The following is a 26,045-nucleotide window of genomic DNA, read 5'->3' as shown; positions in this document are numbered from 1 at the left end:
GCCTATTCCCCTCCGTTCCCATCATATTTATATACTTTCGTTGCACGATAATATAAGTAAATTAACAGAACAGAGAATAGAACAACAATCATAGATAACGCAGATCCAAACGGCCAATCACGCGCTCCTAAGAATTGATTTTGAATTACGTTTCCGATTAATGCTACTTTCGATCCACCCATAACGTCTGATACAACAAACATTCCGATAGAAGAAACAAACACTAAAATAGAACCAGTAGCAATCCCAGACAACGTCATTGGTACTGTTACATTCCAAAATGCCTTTACTGGTGTGGCCCCTAAATCATAAGCGGCTTCTAGCTTACGCTTATCAAGCTGCTCAATCGCTGCATACACCGGTAAAATCATAAATGGTAATAAAGAATATACCATTCCGAGTATTACAGAAGGTGTATTATATAGTAAATTTAACGGTTCACTAATAATACCTAGCTTCAATAGCAATGTGTTTACAAGACCTTGTGAACGTAAAATAACAATCCATGCGTATGAACGAACAAGGAAGTTAATCCAAAACGGGATCGTTGCCAATAATAAAAGAATGGAACGATACTTACGATCAACAATTGTAATTGTATACGCAAATGGATAACCAATTAGTAAACATATTACTGTGGTAATAACCGCAATTTTTACTGTTTCCCATAACGTCCCCATATATAATGGATCAAATACACGTGCTATGTTCTCTAATGTAAATTGCATTTCCACTGTCCCATATGCTCCGCGCTGCATGAAAGCAAATGCCAATACAAACAGAAGGGGAATTAGGAAGAAGATTAACAGCCATGCGACTGTAGGTAGTGCGAGTAATTTCCCTTTTTTCAATTTAAGGTCACCTCGTCCTCTTGCTCCCAGCCTACGTATACATTATCTCCAATGCTCCACTGCGCTGCTTCTTCAGCAGTTTGATATGCCATTAGTAATTCTGACGTTTTCTCATCACGTACATAAAGCTTTTCCATATTTCCAACAAACTCAATGTCTTCAATATGTCCAAGATGGTATTCTTTTAAAATCGGTTCTTCAACCGAACGCACTTTTACGTTTTCAGGGCGAATTGCTACATAGCCTTCCCCATTTTTCACAATATTATTTTCACCGATAAATGTCGCAACGAACAATGTTTTCGGCTTATTATAAATTTCTTTTGGCGTTCCGATTTGTTCAATATGTCCTTTATTCATAACAACGATACGATCACTCATGCTCATCGCTTCTTCTTGATCGTGCGTTACGTATATGAACGTAATTCCTAAATTACGTTGTAAGTTTTTCAATTCACGTTGCAAGTCTTTTCTTAACTTAAAGTCTAACGCCCCAAGTGGCTCATCTAGTAATAATACACGCGGGTTATTTACAATCGCTCTCGCAATTGCCACACGCTGTTGCTGTCCACCAGAAAGCTTTGCAGGTTTACGATTACGGAACTCAAGTAACTGCGTTAAACGCATTGCCTCTTCAGCACGCTCTTTCTGCTCTGCTGCCGGTACTTTCTGCATTTTCATACCGAAACAAATATTTTTCTCCACATTCATATGTGGGAATAACGCATAATGTTGGAACACTAGGTTCATATGACGTTTATATGGTGGCAAATCGTTAATCTTTTCATCATCTAATAAAAGATTCCCTTTAGTTGGGGTTTCAAATCCTGCGATCATACGAAGTAACGTCGTTTTCCCGCAACCACTTGGCCCTAAAATCGTTAAAAATTCCCCTTCTTTAATATCTAAAGAAAGCGGTGGGATAATCACTTGATTTCCAAAATGTTTTTCTACTGCTTCAACTTTAATAATCTTTTTCATTTTCCCGTCCAATCTACCTTAAATTTTAATTTTTATATTCATGAATAAATATTTATGTTCTATAGACTATTTTTTGTTTCGATCCAAACAAAAATGGTTATTTAGCAAGCGTTCACTTCTATTCTTTATGTAGTATGTTTGATTCATTTTCGCATGATACATAATGTCGAACAGAAAAACCCCTTCCATTGCGAAGGGGCTATTATCATACGGCTACGCCTACTGATAAACACCATCATCATTTTAACAACTTTCGTATGAATTTTAAAGCACTTTTTGTAGAAGAGTAGCGAATTTTCATATCGAATGCTGTAGATTGGGCTAAAATGCTTTTATAATGTGAAAAAGTCCGAAAACTTTCTTCCCCATGATAACTCCCTAATCCACTATTTCCGACGCCACCAAAAGGTAGATATGGCGTTGCAAGATGATAGACAACATCATTAATACAGCCTCCACCATATGAAATATTACTCGTTACTTTCTTTTGCACTTCTTTATCTTCAGAAAATACATATAACGCTAACGGCTTTGGATGTTGCTGAATCGTGTCAATTACCTCTTCTATGTTGTCGTATTCTATAATTGGTAAAATCGGACCAAAAATTTCGTCTTCCATAACAGTACTTTTCCATGTAACATTAGTTAACACTGTTGGTTCTATATGTAATGTTTCTTTTTTATAGTTCCCACCAATTATAGTTTTACCATCTTTCAAAAACGTACATAAACGTTCAAAATGACGTTCACTCACAATTCGTACATAATTATCATTGTGCAGTGGCTCTTTTCCATACTGCTCCTCAATTTCATGTCGCAACGCTTCAATTAACTGTTCTTTCACCGAAGCATGCACATACATATAATCAGGCGCTACACACGTTTGCCCTGCATTTAAAAACTTCCCCCAAACAATTCGTCTTGCTGTTACGTCTATTTTGGCATCTTTATGTACAATACATGGACTCTTTCCGCCAAGTTCTAACGTAAGCGGCGTCAACTGTTTTGCTGCTGCCTCCATGATAACTTTCCCAACGCCCACACTACCTGTAAAGAAAATATAATCAAATGGTTCCTTCAGCAAAGCCGTACTCTCTTCAACGCCGCCTTCTACTACCGCTACAAGCTCTTCTTGGAATAATTCGCCTAACATTCTTGTTAGCACTTTGGAAACGTTTGGCGTTAACTCTGACGGCTTTAAAACGATTGTATTTCCAGCTGCCAGCGCTCCTACAAGTGGGGCAATTGCTAATTGAAACGGATAATTCCACGGTGCAATAATAAGTGTCACACCGTACGGTTCTGGCACTACTTTTCCCTTTGATCCAAAGTGAGTAAGTGCTGTTCGAACTCGCTTCGGTTTACTCCACGATGAAATATGCTTCAATTGAAAGGAAATTTCCTTTAATACATATCCAACTTCCGTTGTAAATGACTCGTGAGCTGATTTATTTAAATCTAATTTCAATGCCTGAAATATTTCTTCTTCAAAGCGCTGAATGCCTTCATAAAGCTTGTTCAAATTATTCTTTCTCACTTCTATACTTCTCGTATGGCCATTATAAAAATATGCCTTTTGTTTATTTACAATAGAAGAAACACTCATTCATTCACCTTCTCCCACTATTTTTATCCAATTCCTTCATTATTTATATAGACTTCATATATAATAAAATTCTATTCGTAAAGTTACATTATATATAATTTCTTCTTTTATATAAAATTCATTGCTCACAAAAAAACTACCGAAAGAAAATCTCTCGGTAGTTTTACTGTGTTAACGATATAAACGAACAGCACCTGCAGAATTATCATCAGCTTGTCCTACAACTTCAAACTTCAGGCCAAGATTCGGTAAAATACGTCCTGCATCTGGAATCTGTTGATTAATATACGTTTTTGAATCGTCAAACTTCGGTACACCTGCTAAGCCATCATACGTAAACGTTCCACGCGTTGGAGATACAACTTTCCAAGCTGGCGTTTTGTCGAATGAGAACGCAGCATCAGCAATTTGGAATCGTGTACTACTCTTAACTGTCGGTTTACCATTTAAAGTTCCTACAATCGCTTCTGGGTGAGAATCAACTACGCCAAGGAAACCGTGTCCTGGATGTACGCCAACCCAGTTATCTGTGTAAGCAGAGTCCGCATACCATACAACCATACCAGTGTTAAATACTGGACCGCGTGCAAATTTCAATGCGTTATCTGCACCAGCATAGTTTCTCCACTCTACATAATAGTTATGTTTTTTCTTCTCAGTTCCGTTAGATACAACGAAGCCATCTAATTTTAATTGTGGTGTACCTTCTGCATCATCAGAGAATACTACTTTACCATCTACTGTTAATGAAGCATTATCAAGAGCAAATCCATTTAATGCTAAACCACCATCAGTAATGTAATCAAATGTTAATTTTACTTTCTTACCTTTGAACTGGCTTAAGTCATATGATTTGTCAATCCATTTTCCATTTGTCGAATCTGCATTTCCACTATTAGCTTTCTCACCAAGTCTTTCAATTAATGTTTGTTTACCATCTTCTGTTACAGCATGTACTTCAAGGAAGTCATACTCCGCTTCAATTTCATATAATGATTTGAAATCAAATTTTGCAGTCGTTGCATTCGTTAAATCGAACAGTGGTGTTTCCATCTTCGTATGAAGATCGTCACCTTTTGTGCTGTAGTAATACTGTTTACCAAATGCTGGAGCAATTGTTTTTACATCTTTATCAGGTAAGTTTACACGAATCATACCTGGTCTTTCTGATTTCGTAACACTTTGGTCTAAATATGTTGCTAGACCAATACCTTTATTTAATTTCTCGTAATCTACTTCTAGGATATTTGCCCAGTTACCACCGATTGTTTTTTGGAAAAACTCTTTATTTTGCGGTGAGAAACTTGTTGGCGTTGTTCCTGCAATTTTACCAGCCCAGCTACCACCACTCATAATAGACCAAGATTCAATCGGCTCACCTTGACCGCTATATTGCGTATCATACTCATCTGGAAGACCTAAATCATGACCGTATTCATGTGCGAATACACCAACTGCGCCATCTTCTGGCTCAATTGTGTAGTCAAATGCTGCTATCTTTCCGCCCCAATACGGAACTTTCGCTTGTGTGCCTTCGATTGGGAATGGTTTCGGTCCAACAGTCCAGCGGTGTGACCAAATCGCATCGTCACCTAATTTACCACCACCAGCTTCTTGTCCAACACCTGCATGAATAATCATTAAGTGATCGATTAAACCGTCCGGTTGATTTTGATTTCCATCACCATTTACATCGTATTGGTCAAATTGGTCGAACTCTGATAAATCAATACCGCTATCTACAGCCGCTTTTAATGCATCTTTTACTAAATCTCGTGGTCCTTTTGGTCCTTTATTATCATGACCGCCACTTGCTGCATCTGCACCGTAATCAGCAGCTTTACCAGGAACTGTTAACCATTTTGTAACTGTTCCATCTACTGTGTAACTACCACCAGATTGCTCTTCGTAATATTGTTTAAATGTTTCGATTTTACTTCCATCATCTAATGTGAATGGCTCATTACCGAATAACATTTTTTCATAATGTTCTTTGTTAAAATCTTCCGAATACATATAACCAGGTTCTTTATCGATATTGTTATGTTTAAAGTCAGCGTACTCTACAAGTAAAACGAGTACTTTATCTTTACGAACATCACCGTTGTACGCTTTTTGCTTTGCTGGAGATGTTGGTACTTTACCATTTAGACCACCTTTAACTGGCCCTGTCGCTGCAGGTGTTCCTGTTGCTGGTTTATCTACCTTTTCTTTCGTATCTGCTTTTGCATCTTTCACTTTCTTTAAAAAGTCAGATGCTTCTTTCGTAAGTGGGTCCCCATTTGATACTTCTTTCCCAGGATTTTCACCTTTTTTGTTCTCTACGTATTTTTCGACAGCTTTCTTTGTTTCTGTCTCTGAAGCCTTCGAATCAATTACCCCACGTTTTTTTAGCGCATCCGCTAAACGTTCTTCCGGAATTAAATGATCATCAACTGGGCTCGTAGCTGTCTTATTTACAGGTGTTTCAGCATATGCAGACTGGCCACCTGCTCCGAATGAAAGACCTAATACAGCTGTCAAAGCAATTGATGATAAAACTTTGAACGGTTTCTTGTTCATCCCTTATTTCCTCCCCTAATAAATAATATGTATTACAAATTGAATTTTATTAAAAATTCAATATTTTTTCAATATTTAGTCATATTATGTAATGTTTTTAATATATTTGTAAAAATTCCATAGTTAGCATACGAATATATCACAATTCAACAATGTTTTCTGAAAATATTGAAAATATTTGTCAGAAACTTTATAATCGCCATAGAGGGAATTTAATGGGGATTTTATCTTTGTTTTATCTACAAAATATTTGATAATTCACTACATAAAAATACAAAATCTGATTGTATTATCACGTATTCTGTAGCAGCAATTATGACCGATAATTAGGGAGGAATTACATTTGTACAAAGATAAGACTGACGCACTGGACCAAGAATGGATTGATTTAATACTTGAAGCTCTAGACGCTGGTATCGCCCTGCAAGATATCGAACATTTTTTCCAACGTATGAAGCCATCCACTCAGGCTCAATAGGTTTGTTCTTTTTAACGAAGTTTATGTTATAATAATGACATCATAAGACGACGACATATTGATAGAAAGGTGCGCAAATATGATTGGAGAACGTATAAAACGCCTGCGTTTACAAAAAGGTATTTCATTAACTGAACTTGCCGAAAAAGCTGGTGTTGCTAAATCTTACATTAGTTCTATAGAACGAAATTTACAAAAGAACCCTTCCATTCAGTTTCTTGAAAAGATCGCAGCAGTTCTACAAATTCCAGTTGATACTTTACTTCATGATGAAACAACAAAGGAAGCTAACCTAGACTCCGAATGGACACAGCTCGTCAAAGATGCAATGAACTCTGGTGTCTCCAAAGAACAATTTCGTGAATTTCTTGAATTTACAAAATGGAAGCAAGATCAAAAATAATAAATAGAAAGAAGTGCTTACAACCGGCACTTCTTTTTTCTTTATAAAAAAAAGCGGGGGATACCCGCTTTTTTATTATTTTTCTTCGCCAGCTTCTTGGTTAGCATTGAATGTCCATTCTAAATTCAATGAATCACCTTGGAAGACATTTTGGTCTTTTCCATCATCTACAAATTCAAATTGTACCCATAAATAATCCTCTGTACCAGCTTCTAATCCACCCTTTTCTCCCCACTCAGGAGCAAAGATGTCTTTAGCTAAAAGATCTGGATCAGTTTTTTGTAAGTCTGCTAAAGTTGTTTCATATACAGGCTCACTTTGTTTATCCCAGTTCCAAAGGAATTTCACTTTAATGTGCTTACCAAAGTCTTCACCAGCATTATCGCCTTTTGCATCTTTCACAGTATACTTTGTCGCTAGTTTAACGTCTTTAATTGTTAATGAACCGCTATTCTTTAATAAGAACTCTTTCTTAACAGAATCCCCTGGTTTTAAATCTTTAATATCTACAAGCGTTGTAGGGTCTAATGTAAGATCTAACGTCCCAGCCGCAAATGTATTATTCGATACTTCTTTATCGCTAAAGTATGCGAATGTTCCTCCACCAATTAAAGATAACCCCAATGCTGCTGATGCAACTCCCATACCTAATTTCTTTTTCAGACTCACAATCAATTCCCCCTAGCTGTTTTTTATATTTTTATTGCTATCTCTTATTTAAAATAAGAGATGTAACTAAAACTATATTAGCATTAGCTAATATTTGTTCTTTTTTAAAAACCTTATGTTCATTATAACGAACAAACCTATATAAATACAACAAATATTTATTAATATTTTCAGTCATTTTTATTTCTCAATATTATTTTGACTTTTCAGTAAAATACAGAAAGATAAAAATAATATTTTGTTAATGTCTTGACCTATCTCCACTAATGAATAGCCTTCATCCATCTAATTAACTTTAGGTGGCTGAATAAAATAAAAAGGACACGAAAAAATAGGCGAGTGATAGTGCTCTCCTCACCTATTCGTTTATAATCCCTATCTACTCTAGAATGTTACTACATTTTACTTGCTATCTTTATTTTTCTGTTCTTCTTGTTTCTTACTCTCTTCTAATTTTTTCGCTTCCTCTTGTTTCTTACTCTCTTCTAACTTTTTCGTTTCCTCTTGTTTCTTACTCTCTTCTAATTTTTTCGCTTCCTCTTGTTTCTTACCCTCTTCTAATTTTTTCGCTTCTTCTTGTTTCTTACTCTCTTCTAATTTTTTCACTTCTTCTTGTTTCTTACTCTCTTCTAACTTTTTCGCTTCTTCTTGTTTCTTACTCTCTTCTAGCTTTTTCGCTTCTTCTTGTTTCTTACTCTCACTCACTTGTTTTGTTGTTTCATCTACTAGTAACTTCTCAAAATCTTGAATTTGTTTATCAATCACTTGTAAATTAACTTCTTTATCAACATACTCACAGTTTTCTTTCACTATATGGAAGCCAGCATTCACATACGAGAATACTTGCTTATTCGATTCAATTGTATTTCCTTTTAACTCTTCTTGTACTTGATTATAAGGTTCTTCTATTGAGTTATACACTTTTTGTAACGATTCTCTCTCAGCAACTATTTTCTCACGCCCTTGCTTCCACGTAACAAGAGCCTGTTCTAACTCTTGAACGGAGGTAACAGTTACTTTTGATTTCATCTCTTTATACTCATGCAAAATAACTTCCTTATGTTGCTTAGCTTGTTCTGTTAATTGATCAACTGTTTTTGGAAAAATACTTGCTGTAGAAATAGTAGCCGTTACTTTCGTTTCATGAACGAAAGCTGCTTCTGTATAAGTCATCATTTGAGAGCCTAAATAAAAAGTAATCGAACACAAACATGGCAATATAAGCATCTTTTTGAAATTGCGAGGTGGCTTCAGCATTTTAATCTCTCCTATCGAACAACTTGTTCTTTATCAAGAACCATACCTTTATTATAATAAAGTGAATTATAAAATGATATAAAAAATTATCTTTCTTTTTACATTTCCCTTTTAACAGAAAAGGAGACTATCATTTTTGATAGTCTCTATTTCTTGTCATTATTATTTTGCTTCAGCGTCACCTTGTTGTGCATCAAACGTCCAAGTTAATTGTAGCTTATCCCCCTGGAATTCATTTTGATCTTTTTTATTATCAACGAACTCAAATTTCACTTTGAATTTATCGGATTTACCTGCAGAAATACCTTTTTCATCCCAGAACCAAGCAGCTAAATCGTTATTTACCGCAGTAAGTGTTTCACTCTTCAATTTATCTAGCGTTGTTTCCTTGACGATTGTTTCATGCTTGTCTACATTTTTTAAGAATGTTACTTTAATATGTTTACCAAAATCATCTTTATTATCTTTCTTCACATCTTCTACATTATAATCTGTTTTTAGTAGTACTTTTTTAATATCTAATGTTCCTTTATTTTCTAATTTAAATTCTTTTTCAACTGTATCACCAGGTTTTAAATTCGACACATTCACAACTGTTGATGGATTTAACGCTAAATCAAGCGTACCAGCCGCAAATGTATTGTTTGATACTTCTTTATCACTGAAAAATGCAAACGTTCCTCCGCCAACTAACGCTGCTCCTAATACTGCCGATGCGATACCCATTCCTAATTTTTTCTTTAAAGTCATGTCCATATCCCCTTGATTTATATATTTGTCAACTTCCTAAACGGAAAGTATAACCAAATAAACTAGACGGATTGTTCTACCTTGTTCTCTTTCTTTTCTCCGTCTATGCTACGAATAGCACTAAAAATAGTAATAGCGGAATATCCTAGTAAAAAGACTCCTGGAATAATAAGAAGTAAAGCAGCTCCCGCTTTTGAATTCGCATAATTTAATGCATACCCTGCATAAGGAACTGTAATATCCGCGTATTTTCCAATGACATTCTCCGCAAGTACTGGTTCTAAATCTGGCCCGTTGTTGTTATCCCCTTTTGTTTCATACATTACTTTTCCATTTATATCTTTCACACCGATAATACGGTGAGTGATAATTTTTTGATCTTTCTCTTTAAAAGTAATAACATCACCTTTTTGATATTTAGAACCATCTTTCGTCGGCTCTATCGCAATGATTGATCCTGTTAAAAATGTTGGCTCCATCGATCCTGAAAGAACACTCTTAAATTGATATCCCATTACTGTTGGATCACCACCACTCGCTTTTGAAGAAATAACTACAAAAGCTAAGCAAACCATCAACGCAAATAAAACAAATGAGATAACGTTGCTAATCACCTTCCAAATTAATTTCATCGTATCTCTTCCTCTCCGTTGTTTTATATTATTTGAAGTATGCAATATTCATTTACGTTCTTTAACAAGAACACAACTAAATAATATAACGAACAAATCAGAAATGCAATAATAATATTTACAATTATTAGTTATTTTAAAAATAAAAAGGCTGTTCACTCGGAACAGCCTTTTTACTAGTAATTTATTTTTCTTCTGATTTCATTCCTGTTGTATTTCGGCGTAGCACTACAAATAAAATGGCTCCAAATAGTACAGCAGCACCTATCCCAGCGCTTATTATTTTCACATTTGATTCGTTTACTTCAGGCGTAGCCGTATCTTTTTTAGGCATCGCAAAAGTAACATCCTCTTTTGAAAGAACATTTACCGTCGCAATTGTTTGATTATTTTTCGTAATATCAACTGCCCCAACTACCTCACCACGATGAATTCCTTTATGATATAAAGAATCTTTATCTAATGAAGCCGCACGAAAAATCGTCCTTACATTTTTCCCTTCATCTTTCTTAAGCATAAGTTCTGCACTTTGCTCAAGTTCGCTATCAATATCTTTATTTAAATATGTTGTCTTTTGATGCCAACTATGTTTATCTAGTACAGTTTGCTTCACAAATTGACCGAAAGAATAGTCCGCCATCTGCTTCAAATCTTCATAAATTTCGGGTCTTTGAGAAGCCATTACTACATTTATAATACGATTTCCATCCTTCTCATTTAATAAAACGAGTGTATTGCGCGCTTCATTTGTAAAACCAGTCTTCCCACCAATACTATATGGATTTTCAAAATAAGTAGACTTGTTAAAAATAGACACCGTCTGTCTAGATGTCGTAACTGTCGTTCTTTTCGTATTCATTGCTTGCAGAATTTCAGGATACTTTTGCACACCTCTCGTAATCATCGCCATATCATATGGCGTAGTATAATGATTTGGATTATGCAATCCATTTGGTGTGACAAAATGACTATCTGTAGCCCCTAATTGTTTCGCTCTCTCATTCATCATATGAGCGAAATTCTCAACACTTCCACCAATACGCTCCGCAATCGCATACGACACATCATTCGCACTCAGCACCATTAAAATCATAAGCGCAGTATTTCTATTAATCGTCTCACCAGGTTGAAACTCAATTTGATAATTACTCTTCTCTTGATCTAATGCTAATTGTGAAAACGTAAACTGATCCTCTGGCTTCGTATGCTCCATAAGTAAAATCGCCGTTAACACCTTCGTCATACTAGCTGGAAACGCGCGATGATGTGCATTTTTGTCATACAACATATCTCCTGTTTTCGCATCAATCGTAGTTGCAAACTGACTAAAAACATTTGGCCCTTCCTTAGGTGGTGGTGCCACTTGTTCTGGATTTACTCCAATATTCGTCTCAGCACGTAACGTCATAGGTGTCAAAAAAATTAAATAAATAACGGTAATAAAAGCCAAAATTCTCTTTAAATTTACCATATGACTCTCCCTTTTCACTATACTCTCATAGCTTAAAAACTGAATCTACCAATCCATATGTAAATTGTATTAAATTGGAAGAATATTCACTATTTTTTACTATATCATATTTTTACGATGGATGACATAAATATACAATAAAAAATAAGAAAGAATTATTCTTTCTTATCCTTCTCATCAATCAATGAATCTATTAATTTTTGACTAGCTTCCTCAGGTGTAATCTCATCTGTCATCCCCATAAACGACCAACCTTTAGAATCAACCCACTCAACAAACTCGTGTAAAAACTCATCATGTGTAACATCCACATCAAGAATTGATCCATTAATCGAAATCGTTCTATTTCTAGATACACGCATCTTGAACGTTTTCCTAACCATTACAATAATTCTCCCTCTACTCTTGAATATTTATAAAATAATCTTGTATCTCTGTTATACATGATTTTAAGTAAATTGTAAAAAGGATATATTGGCCAATTTGGACATTAAACATAGAAATCTCTTATCCTCCATAAACCTCGTGCGATATACAAATGGTCATAGTATTCAACAATTAGACCATTTAGATGAATAAAAAATTATGCTCTTTTGGAAGATATCACGCAAAATAGTATAATTTGAATAAGAGCACTAAGGCAGCTCCATTTAGATGAACTTTTACGTTGTAGACTTAGAGACTGATGCGGAAATTACTATTTGGTTCCTATTTCTATACATAATATTGCTGGAAAGAAGGTAGTACGGTGAAAACAACAGAAAATTTTACTGACAAGGCCGATATATATGCGAAATATCGACCTAGTTATCCCAATGAATATATTGAGTATTTGCTTTCAGCTAACGAACTAAATGAGAATCAGATTGTGGCCGATATTGGTTCAGGTACGGGGATATTTAGCCGTCAGCTACTTGAAAGTGGTTTACATGTTATTGGAGTTGAGCCAAATGATGACATGAGAAAAATGGCAGAACAATCGTTAAAACGATATCCTCGTTTTCAATCCATAAAAGCAACTGCCGAACATACCACTTTAAAAGAAAATAGTGTAGATTTAGTAACTGTTGCTCAAGCATTTCATTGGTTTGATAAAGAAGCTTTCAAAATCGAATGCCAACGAATTTTGAAACAAAAAGCAAATGTTGCTCTTGTTTGGAATAGTAGAGATGTAACTAGTCCCATTATTAAAGAAAATGCAGACATTTGCGAGAAAACCTGCCCGAATTTCAAAGGATTTAGCGGTGGAATTGAGGAAACGCCAGAAATGTTTAACAGCTTTTTTAAAGATGGAAAGTACGAGTTTAAAGAATATCAAAATGATTTACTTTTTGATTATGAAGGTTTTTTAGGAAGAAATCTATCAGCTTCCTATGCTCCGAAAAAAAATGATGAAGAGTATAAAAACTTTGTTCTTCTCCTATCAGAGTTATTCGACAAATACAGTAAGAATGGAAAAATTATTCTCCCAAACTTAACGCGAAGTTATATGGGCCATGTGTAAACAGCCGGACATAAAGTGAAACTTTAATCAGCCCTTACCAATCGAGCGTGATCATTGCATAAACCTTAAATTCATAATGCAGTACACTATATTCAAAATTAAGCAAGCATCCCCCCGTCCTAAATTCAGAACGGGGGTATGCTTGTTTTAGGTGATGAAATGTAATAGCTTTATTATCTCTTTATAAAAAACTCACATTTTATCACACGAAATACACTTGACTTTAGTACAACGAAATGGAATATATTAGAAAATACCTAAAACCGAGGAGGAACTTCATGGCGCACTGTACGTATTGTAAAACGAAATGGAAAGTAAAAGATGTATGGTCGATACTCGTGACATTTGAAAAAGATTGTCCGTATTGTTTCGGAAGGCAATACCTATCAAAGAAAACAATAAACGCTATGCCAGAACTTTTAAGCTTACCTTTACACTTCTTATTACCTTTTCTTGTTGATTTGAGTGATGAAGGTCCTTTAGATTGGTATCGAAAAAAATAATATAACCGCTTTATTCGAATCCACCTTTAATTAAACTTTCTACTTATATATTCCTTAATACACTACTAACTTGATTCCAAATTCTTTCCTTTCAAAAGATTACTATAAAAACATTGTAAATTTTCGGTTAATTATATATAATTGCTTTAACATAATGATTAAAGATGCTATTACATAAGTATTTTTGAAGATCCCGTAGCTCAGCAGGGAGAGCGCCACCTTGACAGGGTGGAGGTCGTGAGTTCGAGCCTCTCCGGGGTCATAAAAAAAAGAGAAACCATATCAACCTTCTACGTGATATGGTTTCTCTTTTTTATCTAAGCTAATCACTTCCCACCAAACATCTTCTCCAAAGACTTCGCATTGGCAAATAATACTTCTTTCAAGTTATCATCTGCAACGATTTTATAGTCGCCATCTTTGTTTTTCTTTAAGTTCAATGTAACTTCGCGAGTTGCCATGATTGCATCTTTATCTGATAAGTGTTTGACGATTGCTGATGTCATTGTTTTTTCGATTGCTTTTTCAGATTGCTCTTTGTCTTCGCTAAAGGCACTAGCAAAGGCCATTGGCATAACTTCTCCCACTGCTTTTGTTACAGCAACGGATAGATCGGCAGATGTAATTTTCACTTTCACTTCTGCTTTGTCATCTTTTTTCGATACTTCTTCAGGCTTTTCAAATTTAAAGTTTTTCGTAATTGCACTCAGCATTGCTTTTGCCTCAGCATCATCTGTTTTTTCATTTAGTTTATTAAATTCCTTGTCACTCCCAACAAATGTACGAGCCTTTTCAACATCACCTTTTTGTATCGCAGTTAAAAATTGTTCCGTTGTATCTTTCGGATTTGCACATCCTGCTAATACACCGACTGTTAATCCTACTACCATCATTAACAGCGATAATTTCTGTATCTTTTTCACGTTTATTCTCCTCTTATCTTTTCTAGTAAGTCACCACTATATAATAGTATGAAACTGGCATTACAAACATTTTTTAGTACAGCATTTACATGATTCATTTTCTATTCATTCCCAAAAGATAAAGAGCCTTGCAGCATTCCTACAAGGCCCTCCTCTATCAATCCGTATCCGTAGCACAAATGAGCCACATTTTCTGCTCCTTACTATCTAACACCATCCAAGTAACATCCCACGCAACATCGTAAAACCATTCTGTCCAAGGGCGGTAGCTTTGGAACACTTTAATATCTTCGTATCGATCTTGGAACATATATTGGCATACATTGACTGCTAATTGCTTTGCGATAACTGGTCGTTCCTTAAACGCTTCATATGCTCCGCCCCACAAAATTTGCGCGGCAATGCTACCATCAAGCATGACTGCCAGCTGCTCTTTAAAACGAAACTTATATTTTTCTGACGTATGTATTTTTAGCTCTTCTAAGCTATGTATTATATCTAAAGAGTTAACGATTCTTCTAAAGAAGTGTTCGTGTCCCTCTTTCGAATGTGGTATTTCTTTGAAAAAATTTTCATTATGTACTTTAAAACAGCTTATAACCGCTCCGCCATTTACGTTTTGCTCCTTGAATATATGTATGAGTTGCTCAACAGATGAGTCATTCATTTCTATTTTTTCAAACGTTCCCTCTTTCCATCTCATAACGCCCACTACTCTCTATTAAAAATTTGTTTCTTCATTATAAATAGCAAAATAAAAACCAGCAACTTTAAGGTCGCTGGTTTATCTCTTATTCATATTCGAAAAAACAATTACAATTGCTCCAAGTACATAATACCCCGCTACCATCCACATATTCCGCTCAAAGATCATAAGCGATATATTAATAGCAGCAAATAATACATATAAAATGAAATCTCTCTTTTGTAGTGCTTCTCTATTCATCAAAATATACATCGTACCAATTGGCGAAAGGATGAAGCAAAGGAAAAAAACAAACATTTTTCTTAACGACCATGGATATGAAGTTACTATCTACATATGAATCTCCTATTCACTTTATAGTACCTTTAACATCGGTCTTACTACCCTATATTCGTCACTATGAGGCTCCTTTATGATTAAAGGTGAGTGAGGATTTTTTTCTTCTTCTATGATTATGAATACTTCTGTTTTTTCTTGTAATACGTTGGATTCACTATTTTTAATAGGCTTTTTACTTGTTTCAATTTTCTTTGTAACTTCTCCGATCCTTTGCCCGACTTTTTCAGCTTCGGCAGGTTCATTCGTTACGTAGTATTCCTGACCCTCCCATACTAACATAGGTGGCACTTGTTCTCGTTTGTTACATATTATATAAGTAATACTAGCAAGTAGTAGACATGTTACTAAAAAGAAGATAGTTTTTTTATTCATATAATATGCTCCCTAACTATCATTTTATCAAATTATATAATACCCAATATATGTAGTAAATGGATTTAGTAGAATTTTTAGGGTTTTATATAAAAAGGAAAAACCTTACTCAAGTAAGGTTACATTTTTACATTCTATAGTGACCGATTTATTAAAACGATCATGACGATAATCGCTATAAACATAACAACTAAACAGCCGATCATTTTATAAAAGCCTCTTTTCGTTAACGTCCCACCTTGAACGTCTTTACGAATAAATAAGAATACGGCTAAAAATAATACAAGCCCAATGCCAAAAGCATACAACATTTGCATATGTTAATCTTCCTTTCTTTCTTCCATCTTAATATCTTTTCGCTAAAACAACAAATGAGATAAAGACGGTACTCATCGTAAGTGCCATAAGTATGTTCAATAGTTCAGTAGCAGATAGTGTAAGTATTTTTAAGTTTAAGCCGATAGAGAAAAGAAGATAATACGCTGTTAATGCAAAAAAGGTCACGAACATCCCTTTATAACGAATAAGTTTCATGCGCTCGTCTTTTTCTTTAAATTGTGGGTGTAAATAACTTAGGCAAAAACACATAATCATCATACCAAGTAATGGATAAGTTGCTTCTGGTGGTGCCGAATGCGTCATTACACCTGTTAGTATCATAAATCCACTCATAAATAGAAAAATAATCCCCATAATTACGAAGTACTTTTGTGAATAATTCATCTTTACTCCTCCCCTTCTTTTCCTGCATAAATAAATACATGTTCTATCGTTGTCTGAAATGTTTTTGCTATTTCAAATGCTAACGGAAGTGATGGATCGTATTTTCCTTTTTCAATTGAAATGATGGTTTGTCTGGAAACGCCAAGTTTCTCAGCCAATTTTTCTTGAGATAGTCCAAATTTTTTTCGGTATTCGACCATTTTATTTTCCAAGGAATTTTCTCCCTCCTCCCTTATACCGAGTATATACGTAAAGGAAACTTTACGTCAAGTTTCCTTTACGTCAAGTTTCCTTTACATTCATTTTAATTATTATTCACGCTATTTATATAGAAGAAACTTTTTGAATTTCAGTACGTCTATTTTGTAATGAAACATGGAGCAATGTAAATAACTGTTACTATATCTCCTCCTCTCTTTTTTTTAAATTTAATATCTCCATATTTGTTTTATCCTTTTAAAACATTTCATTTCTCTCTTTATTCCACGAAATGCATTATTGGTTTTACAGTGTTTTTCGTCATATTTATAGAAACTAACTGTTTATGAAGCATTTTTTATGTTTAGCAACTTTTTTTGTAGAAATCCTTCACTTTCCTTTCAATATTTAACACTATCTAAATAAAGTTTACTCTAAATTCATAATTTTTTATTTTTTATACTATATCCCGTTATATTGTTGTATAATATCAATGAAAGCGCTTATTATTTCAATATACATAATTCGAACTCATTTTTATCAAAACATTCTAACTATTATACTTATATTTACATGCAACAATTTTAGTCGTTTGTATAGGTATACCAAATATATCCACCCCATTTTTCTGTAAAATTACTTTATAACATGAAAGATTAACTTGGGTGATAAGTTATTGTGAATGTTTTTTTACAAAACAGATAAGTAATAGTGTTTGGTATTATGTAAATTATTGTAATAACATAAGAGTAAAGAAAACATTTACATTGATTATTGGTTCATCAATTATTGAAAAGAGCAAAATGCACCTTTTTGTATGGAAAAAGGATTATATGCATTGGGAGGTTTAAACAAATGACGAGGAAGAATACAACGACAAACCCTTGGGCCAAGTTCCACGGTCCGAACCTTGGTTATGTTATTGAGCAGTATGATCTTTACGTAACTGGAGCAGGTTCTGTTGATCCGGAATTACAAGAGCTTTTTGAAATTTTTGGAGCTCCTTCGTTTCAAGATGATGTCGTAACAGGGGACAACACAGCAACACATTTTTCTCCTCAAAACACAGGGAACATCGAAAAAATTCTTAAAGTCGTTCAGCTTGTTGAACAGATTCGTTCTTTCGGGCATACGTTAGCTCACATCAATCCGATGGAAGATGCTGCAAATGGACAATCTCTTCTTGAGAAAGCAATGAACGAACTGAGCGATGCTGACTTGAAAGCGATTCCAGCTAAGGCAGTATGGCAAGATGCACCAGAGGGTATTCACACTGCACTTGATGTAATTCATAGATTAAAAGAAGTGTATACACAAACTTTAGCTTATGAATTTTCTCATATACAAGATAGTGAAGAACGCGCGTGGTTGCATCAAATGGTGGAATCAAATTCATTGCGTCAACCACTATCAAATAAAAAACGAACTGCTCTTTTAAAACGTTTAACAGCTGTTGAAGGTTTCGAGCAATTCTTGCATAAAACATTCGTTGGGCAAAAGCGTTTCTCTATTGAGGGCGTTGATATGCTTGTACCTGTTCTAGATGAGATTGTGCTAGAAGGTGCTAAAAATGGCGTAGAGGATGTCATGATTGGTATGGCTCACCGCGGTCGCCTAAGCGTACTTGCACACGTATTAGAAAAACCATATAGTCACATGTTTGCCGAATTCAAACATGCAAAAATAGAAGGCGCAGTGGCAAACTCTGGCTGGACTGGCGACGTGAAATACCATTTAGGTAGAGAACAAGTCGTTAGTAACGAAGAAGTTAGCACTCGCGTTACATTAGCAAATAACCCAAGTCACCTTGAGTTCGTTAATCCTGTTGTAGAAGGTTTTGCACGTGCGGCTCAAGAAAATCGTAAAAAGTCTGGTCTTCCAGAACAAGATACTTCAAAATCATTCGTAATTTTAGTTCATGGTGATGCTGCATTCCCTGGTCAAGGTATTGTATCTGAAACGTTGAACTTAAGCAGATTGAACGCATACCAAACGGGCGGAACAATTCATGTTATCGCAAACAATGCAGTTGGTTTTACGACTGATAGCTATGATTCTCGTTCTACGAAATATTCAAGCGACCTTGCAAAAGGTTTCGATATTCCGATTGTTCATGTGAACGCTGATGATCCGGAAGCTTGTCTTGCAGCTGCTAATCTTGCGATTCAATATCGCATGTTATTCAAAAAAGATTTCTTAATCGATTTAATTGGTTACCGCCGCTACGGTCATAACGAAATGGATGACCCAGCAGTGACACAACCACAAGTGTACAAAAAGATTAAAAATCACCCAACTGTAAGAGCAATTTATGCAGATCAATTACAAGCTGCTGGTGTTCTAAATGCAGATGAGATTGAAACAATTACTCAGTTTACACAAGAACAATTAAAATCTGACTATGCACAAGTACCACCAGCTGATACGAGCGATGCAACAATTCACGTTAAAGTGCCAGATGTTGTTGCAAAGGGCATTCAGTCAATTGATACTGGTGTTGAGCTTGACTCACTTCGTGCAATTAATGAAGGTCTACTATCTTGGCCAGAAGGCTTTAACGTATATCCGAAAGTGAAGAAAATTCTTGAACGTCGTAAAGATGCTCTTGAAGAGAACGGTAAAATTGAATGGGCACTTGCTGAGTCATTAGCATTCGCTTCTATTTTACAAGAAGGTACACCAATTCGTTTAACTGGTCAAGATTCACAGCGTGGTACATTCGCGCATCGTCACATCGTATTACACGATACTGATACAAATGAAACATATTCACCATTACATCGCTTACCAAACATTAACGCTTCATTCTCTGTTCATAACAGTCCGTTATCAGAGGCTGCTGTTGTTGGTTACGAGTATGGTTATAACGTATTCGCTCCAGAAACGCTTGTTATGTGGGAAGCGCAATATGGTGACTTCTCAAATACTGCGCAAGCATTATTTGATCAATATGTTTCAGCAGGAAGAGCAAAATGGGGTCAAAAATCTGGTTTAGTTCTTCTATTACCACACGGTTATGAAGGCCAAGGACCAGAGCACTCTAGTGCACGTCCAGAGCGTTTCTTACAGTTAGCTGCTGAGAATAACTGGACAGTTGCCAACTTAACGAGCGCGGCACAATACTTCCATATTTTACGTCGTCAAGCATCTATCTTAGGAACAGAAGCTGTTCGACCATTAGTGCTGATGACGCCGAAGAGTTTATTACGTCACCCACTTACGCTTTCAACTGCTAGTCAGTTAAGCGAAGGACGTTTCCAACCTGCTCTAGAACAAGAAAACCTTGGCACGAAACCAAACAAAGTAAAACGCCTTGTTTTAAGCACAGGTAAAATGGCGATTGACTTAGCAGCAGAAATCGAGTCTAGTAAACATGACTACAGCTTAGATGAAATTCATGTCGTTCGTATTGAACAGCTATACCCATTCCCTGCTGAGAAAGTTCAATCTATTATTAAACGCTTTAAAAACTTAGAAGAAATTATTTGGGTTCAAGAAGAACCTCGTAATATGGGCGCATGGCATTACATGGCTCCAATTCTGTTCGAACTAGCTGGAGATAAAGTGAAAACAGGTTATATTGGACGCCCAGATCGCTCTAGCCCATCTGGTGGCGATCCATTCGCTCACAAAGCTGAGCAAGAATTAATTGTTGCTCACGCTTTAGACGTGAAGTATAACTTCCGTCAAGATAAACTAGAAATTGAAGTTTTCAGCAACTAAAAAGTAACAATGAAGGTTTCTAGCTTGTTCCCCTGGGCAGATATTCTGCCCAGGGGGCGGCTAACAAATGGAGATTACCGAAGACAAAAGAAGAAAAAACACACCGTTAGGCAAATAAGGGGAGGACATTTAAAATGATCGAAATTAAAGTACCTGAGCTTGCAGAATCTATTACAGAAGGAACTATTTCACAATGGCTTATCAACGTAGGCGACAAAGTTGAGAAAGGTGGCAGCGTTGTTGAGCTTGAAACTGATAAAGTCAATGTAGAAATCATTGCAGAAGATTCAGGTATTGTATCGAAGTTACTAGGCGAACCTGGGGATACAGTTGAAGTTGGCGCAACTATCGCTATTTTAGATGCAAATGGAGCACCAGTTGCAGTAAGTACACCTGCACCGGCTGCTGAGCAACCAAAACAAGAAACGGCTGAAGCACCAAAAGCTGCGGCACCAAGTGCTGAACAAACTGCAACTCTACAAGGTTTACCAAATACAAACCGTCCTATTGCATCACCAGCTGCTAGAAAAATGGCTCGTGAATTAGGAATCGACTTAAACGACGTACGTAGCACAGATCCACTTGGACGTGTGAGACCACACGATGTACAAGCTCATGCTGCAGCACCAAAAGAAGCACCAGCTGCTCCAAAAAGTCCAGCTCCTGCTCCAGTTGCAAAAACTGAATTTGAAAAACCAGTTGAGCGCGTGAAAATGTCCCGCCGCCGTCAAACAATTGCAAAACGCCTTGTAGAAGTTCAACAAACATCTGCAATGTTAACAACATTTAACGAAGTTGATATGACTGCAATCATGGAATTACGTAAAGAGCGTAAAGACGCTTTCGAGAAAAAACATGATGTACGTCTTGGTTTCATGTCATTCTTCACAAAAGCAGTTGTTGCAGCATTAAAACAATTCCCATTATTAAATGCTGAAATTCAAGGCGACGAGCTTATCATTAAAAAATTCTATGATATCGGTATTGCAGTAGCAGCTCCAGATGGATTAGTTGTTCCAGTTGTACGCGATGCGAACCAATTAAACTTCGCTGAAATCGAAAGCGAAATTCGTGAATTAGGTAAAAAAGCACGTGACAACAAACTTTCATTAAAAGAACTACAAGGTGGTACATTCACAATTACAAACGGTGGTGTGTTCGGTTCTCTAATGTCAACACCGATCCTAAACAGCCCACAAGTTGGTATTTTAGGAATGCACAAAATCCAAGTACGTCCTGTTGCAATTGATGCAGAACGTATGGAAAACCGTCCAATGATGTACATCGCTTTATCTTACGATCACCGTATCGTTGATGGTAAAGAAGCAGTTAGCTTCCTTGTTGCTGTTAAAGATATGCTTGAAGATCCAAAATCATTATTATTAGAAGGTTGATAGATTAATAATCTATTACAGGCTGTAGAATAATCATTCTACAGCCTTTTTTATTGCGTTCATACGGGACAAATTGCATGACATAAGCTAATAATGTATGCCTATAACGTAAGGAGGATTAAAATGAGTAACCTTCCAATTCATGCAAAACTTAAAGCAAATAAGGATACTTTCTTCCTCCCCGACTCAAACGGGGGTGTCTATTTTCGAAATAACGCCAGTTCATTTCGTATGGACGGTGACGGAATTTATAACTGGATTGAAAAATTAATGCCGATGTTTGACGGTAATTATTCTTTAGCAGAAATTACAGATGGTCTCCCTCTTCCCTATCAAAATCGTGTGCTTGAAATTGGAGAGATTTTATATACAAATGGATTTGTCCGTGATGTAAGTCAAGATGCACCTCATGAATTAAACAGCGCATTACTTGATAGATATGCTTCGCAAATTGAATTTTTAGAAGCAGATTCTCATTCAGGTGCTCTAAAATTCGAAACGTACCGCACAGCAAATGTTCTTATAATTGGTTCTGGTGATATGCTTACTTCCTTAGTTTCTTCTTTATTAGAATCCGGATTACCGACCTTTCATTACCTTGTGACAGATTATACGGAAACAAATTACGACCGTATTCATGAGCTAGTAAAACTTGCCCATGAAGTTGATGATACTGTACTTGTTCAAGAAATAGATACGACCATTGATCGACCTCTGCATGAAGTGTTCGAGCCTTTCGACTGGATTTTGTACGTTTCTCAAAATGGAGATATTGAAGGCTTAAGAGCAATTCATACGATTTGTAGAGAAATAGGAAAGAATTTCATACCAGCCGTCTGTTTATCAACACTTGGTATAGCTGGTCCTGTCGTAACAGCTAATCGAGAAGAATGCTGGGAATCCGCGTGGCACCGGCTACATGAAACAACTTTACAAGAGGAACATTCATCAGCATCATTTTCACCAGTTACATCTGCAATGTTAGCAAATATAATCGTTTTTGAATTATTTAAACATGTTGCTAATGATTCACATCGAGAAAAGAATCCACAATTCTTTTTATTAAACTATGAAACACTCGAAGGGACATGGCATCCTTTTATAAAACATCCTCTCGCAACCGATGAAAGTTTTACAATTGATACAATAGAAAACCTTTCTGCACAACTTGAGCATCGGTCCAACGAACATACTTCAACTGATTTATTCCGTTTTTTCGATTCATTAACTTCTAAAGAAGCTGGTATATTCCACGTATGGGATGAAGAAGATTTACATCAATTACCTTTATCACAATGCCATATTCAAGTAGCTACTCCACTATCAGATGGTCCTGCTTCCCTCCTGCCTCTTATGACTTGTGGTGGTTTGACTCATAATGAAGCGCGCCGAGAAGCTGGTTTAACAGGAATTGAAACATATGTAGCAGAAATTATGCACCGCCTTATTCCTGAACATAACGATATCGGTATTGGCGCTGGGGAAACAATGACAGAAGGTGTATACCGGGCGCTACAACAACATTTAAATAATAAATTGTATGAGCGGCAGTCATATATGCTAGAAGAAATTACGACGGTCGACTTAACCGAAATTCATGATAAACATTGTAGATTTTATTACGATGCTCTCGCTACAATTCATGAAGCACCTAAAATAGCAGTAAGTGAAGAGATTCTCAGCTTTCCAGTCGTTTGGGTCGGTATACATGATCGATGGTACGGGGCATCTAATATTAATACAACGTTAGCGTTACGAAACGCACTACAACTATCCCTTCTTCACGTTCAAAATGAAGAGACTCCATACAGAGCTAATATTTTGCCTGAATCCTCTATTATTTTATATGACACGGATTCTTTTAGATTAGAAATACAACCGGAAGAAGAAATTCCAAGCACGCAATCTGTACAGCTTGCCTTACAACATTTAGAAGAACATAATTATTATCCATTCGTGTTTGATTTAGCAATTGAATCATTTTTGAAAGAAAACTTAAATGGTGTGTACGGGGTATTAATTGCAAAGGAGGATAGTCTATGACTCAAAATATATTGCTTATAGGAGATGGCCTTCTGGCAAACTATGTACATGATCAACTATGCAAACAATATTCTATCATTCGCCAACATAGCCTTACAGACGAACTCCCTGAAAACATTGCATTCGCTCTCGTATTACATGATGGCTCTCCTTCTGCTATTCATCATGATGCTGAGCTTATTTTTCGGTCGAATCATATTCCGTGGCTACGCGGGTTTACTTCATTTGGTGAAGGTATTATCGGCCCTTACATTCATCCCTCTTCAACTGGCTGTTCCCATTGTTCTGATGGACGCCGGTTTATCGCTGGCTTTGATCAACAAGAAATGTGGGAACTACAGCGGAAATATGCATTAAAGACAGATAATGTAACAAGGCGTGATGTACGTGCCACTCAAAATGGCATGTTACAAATGTGCCATCTTATTTGCGCAGAAACAGAGAAGATATTAGCTCATGAGTATTCTTCTTTAGAAAATGAGCTCATTTTACTAAACTTACAAACACTGCAATGTACGCGGCATTCTTTTCTTCCAGATCCGCTTTGCCCCGTATGTAGCAATTTACCTGATGACACGGCAGATGCAGCAGTGATCTCGTTACAACCGAGCTTAAAAACAAGTGATGCAACGTATCGCTGTCGCTCCATTCATGAACTAAACACATTTTTAACGAGAGATTATTTAGATTACCGAGTCGGTATGTTGAATGGAAAAATGCAACATTCTTTATTACCGTTTGCTGACGTTATTATAAACATGCCGTTACTGTTTGGAAATGAAGGCGTTGCAGGCCGAACTCTTTCATTTGCAATAAGTGAAGCAACTGCTATTTTAGAAGGTTTAGAACGATATTGTGGTATGTCACCTCGAGGGAAAAAGACGAATGTGCATGGTAGTTTTCATGATTTAGAGGATTATGCACTGAATCCCCTTACGCTCGGTGTTCATACAAATGAACATTATAATCGTGATGGTTTTCCATTTAAACCGTTTGATCCTGACTATGAACAAAACTGGGTATGGGGATATTCATTGTCACAAAACCGGCCAATTTTAGTTCCTGAATCAATCGCTTATTATAGCCTCGGTCATCGAGATGCTTACGTATATGAAACATCAAATGGATGTGCCATTGGTGGTAGTTTAGAAGAAGCCATTTTTCACGGCATTTTAGAAGTTGTAGAGCGTGACGCCTTTTTGCTCACTTGGTATGCCGAATTACCTCTTCCCCGTCTTGATCTTAGTTCAGCAAATGATACGGAATTACAATTAATGATTCAGCGGCTGTACACGATTACCGGTTATGAATTGCATGCTTTTAACGCAACGATGGAACATGGCATCCCAAGCTTATGGGTAATTGCGAAAAATACGCGTGAAAATGGAATGAACGTTGTTTGCGCTGGAGGCTCTCATTTGGACCCAGTCCGCGCTTTAAAGAGTGCCATTCACGAAATAGCAGGCATGTTACTTATAACAGACGATGAGCTTGAACAAAAAAGAGAGCACTACGAAAACTGCTTACAGGACCCTTATCTCGTTAGCCAAATGGGAGACCATAGTATGCTGTACGGATTAAAAGAAGCAGAAGAACGTCTTCACTTCCTTTTACGTGACGATGCTCCGGTGCAATCGTTCCAAGAAATGAATGTATTACAACCAGTTGATCTAGATTTAACATCCGATCTTCATCAACTTTTAAACCGTCTAGAGCAATCTGGACTTGACGTAATCGTTGTAGATCAAACAGTACCTCTTATAGAAAAAAACGGATTACATTGTGTAAAGGTCATTATTCCAGGCATGCTACCGATGACATTCGGCCACCATCTCACTCGGGTTACAGGGCTGGATAGAGTGTATACTGTGCCGATGACACTTGGATATACAAATGAACCTTTAACGAATGAACAATTAAATCCACATCCGCATCCGTTTCCATAGTAAAGGAGGGGA

Annotated in this window: 25 protein-coding genes and 1 tRNA gene; 9 read left to right on the top strand and 17 right to left on the bottom strand. The window is 36.3% G+C overall.

The features are described from left to right. Nucleotides 1–2: 2 nt before the first annotated feature. The 4 genes from potB to inhA1 form a co-directional block, all read right to left on the bottom strand. Nucleotides 3–851: a spermidine/putrescine ABC transporter permease PotB gene (gene potB / locus Q9B79_RS13905; RefSeq protein ID WP_306185127.1), complete on the bottom strand. Its 849-nt coding sequence runs from the start codon at nt 849–851 to the stop codon at nt 3–5. Beyond that, nucleotides 848–1,831: a spermidine/putrescine ABC transporter ATP-binding protein PotA gene (potA, locus tag Q9B79_RS13900; RefSeq protein ID WP_000720319.1), complete on the bottom strand. Its 984-nt coding sequence runs from the start codon at nt 1,829–1,831 to the stop codon at nt 848–850. The genes potB and potA overlap by 4 nt, the downstream gene beginning before the upstream one ends. Before the next feature lie 238 nt (nt 1,832–2,069). After that, nucleotides 2,070–3,437, bottom strand: a complete 1,368-nt coding sequence (locus tag Q9B79_RS13895) for an aldehyde dehydrogenase (protein ID WP_306185125.1) — start codon at nt 3,435–3,437, stop codon at nt 2,070–2,072. Between the two features lie 171 nt (nt 3,438–3,608). Continuing rightward, nucleotides 3,609–5,999: a M6 family metalloprotease immune inhibitor InhA1 gene (inhA1, locus tag Q9B79_RS13890; protein ID WP_306185124.1), complete on the bottom strand. Its 2,391-nt coding sequence runs from the start codon at nt 5,997–5,999 to the stop codon at nt 3,609–3,611. Nucleotides 6,000–6,342: 343 nt separating this feature from the next. Here inhA1 and Q9B79_RS13885 point away from each other — a divergent pair, with 343 nt between their 5' ends. Together Q9B79_RS13885 and Q9B79_RS13880 are read left to right on the top strand one after the other, a co-directional pair. After that, the gene (locus Q9B79_RS13885; RefSeq protein ID WP_000276218.1) at nt 6,343–6,477 is read left to right on the top strand and encodes an anti-repressor SinI family protein; all 135 of its coding nucleotides are present in this window, start codon (nt 6,343–6,345) and stop codon (nt 6,475–6,477) included. Between the two features lie 79 nt (nt 6,478–6,556). Next, nucleotides 6,557–6,880: a helix-turn-helix domain-containing protein gene (locus Q9B79_RS13880; RefSeq protein WP_000578877.1), complete on the top strand. Its 324-nt coding sequence runs from the start codon at nt 6,557–6,559 to the stop codon at nt 6,878–6,880. Between the two features lie 75 nt (nt 6,881–6,955). Here Q9B79_RS13880 and calY read toward each other — a convergent pair whose 3' ends face one another. The 6 genes from calY to Q9B79_RS13850 all read right to left on the bottom strand — a co-directional run bounded on the left by calY (nt 6,956) and on the right by Q9B79_RS13850 (nt 12,042). Continuing rightward, nucleotides 6,956–7,549 carry a biofilm matrix protein CalY gene (gene calY / locus Q9B79_RS13875; RefSeq protein WP_306185121.1) on the bottom strand — a complete coding sequence of 198 codons (594 nt, stop codon included), beginning with the start codon at nt 7,547–7,549 and terminating at the stop codon, nt 6,956–6,958. 402 nt (nt 7,550–7,951) lie between these two features. Next, complete coding sequence (locus Q9B79_RS13870) at nt 7,952–8,806, bottom strand: DUF4047 domain-containing protein (RefSeq protein ID WP_306185119.1); 855 nt, start codon at nt 8,804–8,806, stop codon at nt 7,952–7,954. A gap of 162 nt (nt 8,807–8,968) precedes the next feature. Next, nucleotides 8,969–9,556 (bottom strand): CalY family protein, encoded by a 588-nt coding sequence (locus Q9B79_RS13865; RefSeq protein WP_131932890.1) that lies wholly within the window; start codon nt 9,554–9,556, stop codon nt 8,969–8,971. Nucleotides 9,557–9,618: 62 nt separating this feature from the next. Then, nucleotides 9,619–10,188, bottom strand: a complete 570-nt coding sequence (sipW, locus tag Q9B79_RS13860; RefSeq protein ID WP_306185115.1) for a signal peptidase I SipW — start codon at nt 10,186–10,188, stop codon at nt 9,619–9,621. Between the two features lie 184 nt (nt 10,189–10,372). Next, the gene (locus Q9B79_RS13855; protein ID WP_306185113.1) at nt 10,373–11,659 is read right to left on the bottom strand and encodes a D-alanyl-D-alanine carboxypeptidase family protein; all 1,287 of its coding nucleotides are present in this window, start codon (nt 11,657–11,659) and stop codon (nt 10,373–10,375) included. A gap of 155 nt (nt 11,660–11,814) precedes the next feature. Then, complete coding sequence (locus Q9B79_RS13850) at nt 11,815–12,042, bottom strand: hypothetical protein (protein WP_306185111.1); 228 nt, start codon at nt 12,040–12,042, stop codon at nt 11,815–11,817. Between the two features lie 365 nt (nt 12,043–12,407). Here Q9B79_RS13850 and Q9B79_RS13845 point away from each other — a divergent pair, with 365 nt between their 5' ends. The 3 genes from Q9B79_RS13845 (at nt 12,408) to Q9B79_RS13835 (ending at nt 13,928) form a co-directional block, all read left to right on the top strand. Further along, nucleotides 12,408–13,163: a class I SAM-dependent methyltransferase gene (locus Q9B79_RS13845; protein WP_306185109.1), complete on the top strand. Its 756-nt coding sequence runs from the start codon at nt 12,408–12,410 to the stop codon at nt 13,161–13,163. A gap of 278 nt (nt 13,164–13,441) precedes the next feature. Next, the gene (locus tag Q9B79_RS13840) at nt 13,442–13,666 is read left to right on the top strand and encodes a hypothetical protein (protein ID WP_249709213.1); all 225 of its coding nucleotides are present in this window, start codon (nt 13,442–13,444) and stop codon (nt 13,664–13,666) included. A 189-nt stretch (nt 13,667–13,855) separates the two neighbouring features. Next, a tRNA-Val gene (locus tag Q9B79_RS13835) sits at nt 13,856–13,928 on the top strand. Between the two features lie 64 nt (nt 13,929–13,992). On the opposite strand, the gene Q9B79_RS13830 is transcribed toward Q9B79_RS13835, so the two are convergent. The 7 genes from Q9B79_RS13830 to Q9B79_RS13800 form a co-directional block, all read right to left on the bottom strand. Further along, on the bottom strand, nt 13,993–14,589 hold the full coding sequence (locus Q9B79_RS13830) for a hypothetical protein (RefSeq protein WP_306185106.1): 597 nt from the start codon (nt 14,587–14,589) through the stop codon (nt 13,993–13,995). A gap of 157 nt (nt 14,590–14,746) precedes the next feature. Continuing rightward, nucleotides 14,747–15,292, bottom strand: coding sequence for a hypothetical protein (locus tag Q9B79_RS13825; RefSeq protein WP_306185103.1), 546 nt, complete (start codon nt 15,290–15,292; stop codon nt 14,747–14,749). A gap of 81 nt (nt 15,293–15,373) precedes the next feature. Continuing rightward, nucleotides 15,374–15,592, bottom strand: coding sequence for a hypothetical protein (locus tag Q9B79_RS13820; RefSeq protein WP_306185101.1), 219 nt, complete (start codon nt 15,590–15,592; stop codon nt 15,374–15,376). Between the two features lie 57 nt (nt 15,593–15,649). Continuing rightward, nucleotides 15,650–16,006: a hypothetical protein gene (locus tag Q9B79_RS13815; RefSeq protein WP_306185100.1), complete on the bottom strand. Its 357-nt coding sequence runs from the start codon at nt 16,004–16,006 to the stop codon at nt 15,650–15,652. A 134-nt stretch (nt 16,007–16,140) separates the two neighbouring features. Continuing rightward, entirely contained in the window at nt 16,141–16,323 is a 183-nt protein-coding gene (locus Q9B79_RS13810; RefSeq protein ID WP_306185099.1) for a DUF3976 domain-containing protein, read from the bottom strand. Between the two features lie 28 nt (nt 16,324–16,351). Beyond that, nucleotides 16,352–16,729 carry a permease gene (locus Q9B79_RS13805; RefSeq protein WP_306185097.1) on the bottom strand — a complete coding sequence of 126 codons (378 nt, stop codon included), beginning with the start codon at nt 16,727–16,729 and terminating at the stop codon, nt 16,352–16,354. Between the two features lie 2 nt (nt 16,730–16,731). Further along, nucleotides 16,732–16,941, bottom strand: a complete 210-nt coding sequence (locus Q9B79_RS13800; protein ID WP_306185095.1) for a helix-turn-helix transcriptional regulator — start codon at nt 16,939–16,941, stop codon at nt 16,732–16,734. An 841-nt stretch (nt 16,942–17,782) separates the two neighbouring features. Here Q9B79_RS13800 and odhA point away from each other — a divergent pair. The 4 genes from odhA to Q9B79_RS13780 all read left to right on the top strand — a co-directional run bounded on the left by odhA (nt 17,783) and on the right by Q9B79_RS13780 (nt 26,033). After that, nucleotides 17,783–20,650, top strand: a complete 2,868-nt coding sequence (gene odhA, locus Q9B79_RS13795; protein ID WP_306185093.1) for a 2-oxoglutarate dehydrogenase E1 component — start codon at nt 17,783–17,785, stop codon at nt 20,648–20,650. Nucleotides 20,651–20,784: 134 nt separating this feature from the next. Then, nucleotides 20,785–22,044 (top strand): 2-oxoglutarate dehydrogenase complex dihydrolipoyllysine-residue succinyltransferase, encoded by a 1,260-nt coding sequence (gene odhB / locus Q9B79_RS13790; protein ID WP_000569897.1) that lies wholly within the window; start codon nt 20,785–20,787, stop codon nt 22,042–22,044. A 123-nt stretch (nt 22,045–22,167) separates the two neighbouring features. Next, on the top strand, nt 22,168–24,087 hold the full coding sequence (locus Q9B79_RS13785) for a putative thiazole-containing bacteriocin maturation protein (protein ID WP_306185090.1): 1,920 nt from the start codon (nt 22,168–22,170) through the stop codon (nt 24,085–24,087). Beyond that, nucleotides 24,084–26,033, top strand: a complete 1,950-nt coding sequence (locus Q9B79_RS13780; RefSeq protein WP_306185088.1) for a TOMM precursor leader peptide-binding protein — start codon at nt 24,084–24,086, stop codon at nt 26,031–26,033. Before Q9B79_RS13785 ends, Q9B79_RS13780 begins: the two co-directional genes overlap by 4 nt. Nucleotides 26,034–26,045: the final 12 nt, after the last annotated feature.

Source organism: Bacillus sp. MHSD_36, assembly GCF_030757775.1.
Lineage (GTDB): Bacteria > Bacillota > Bacilli > Bacillales > Bacillaceae_G > Bacillus_A.
This window is presented reverse-complemented; position numbering and strand designations above follow the sequence as displayed.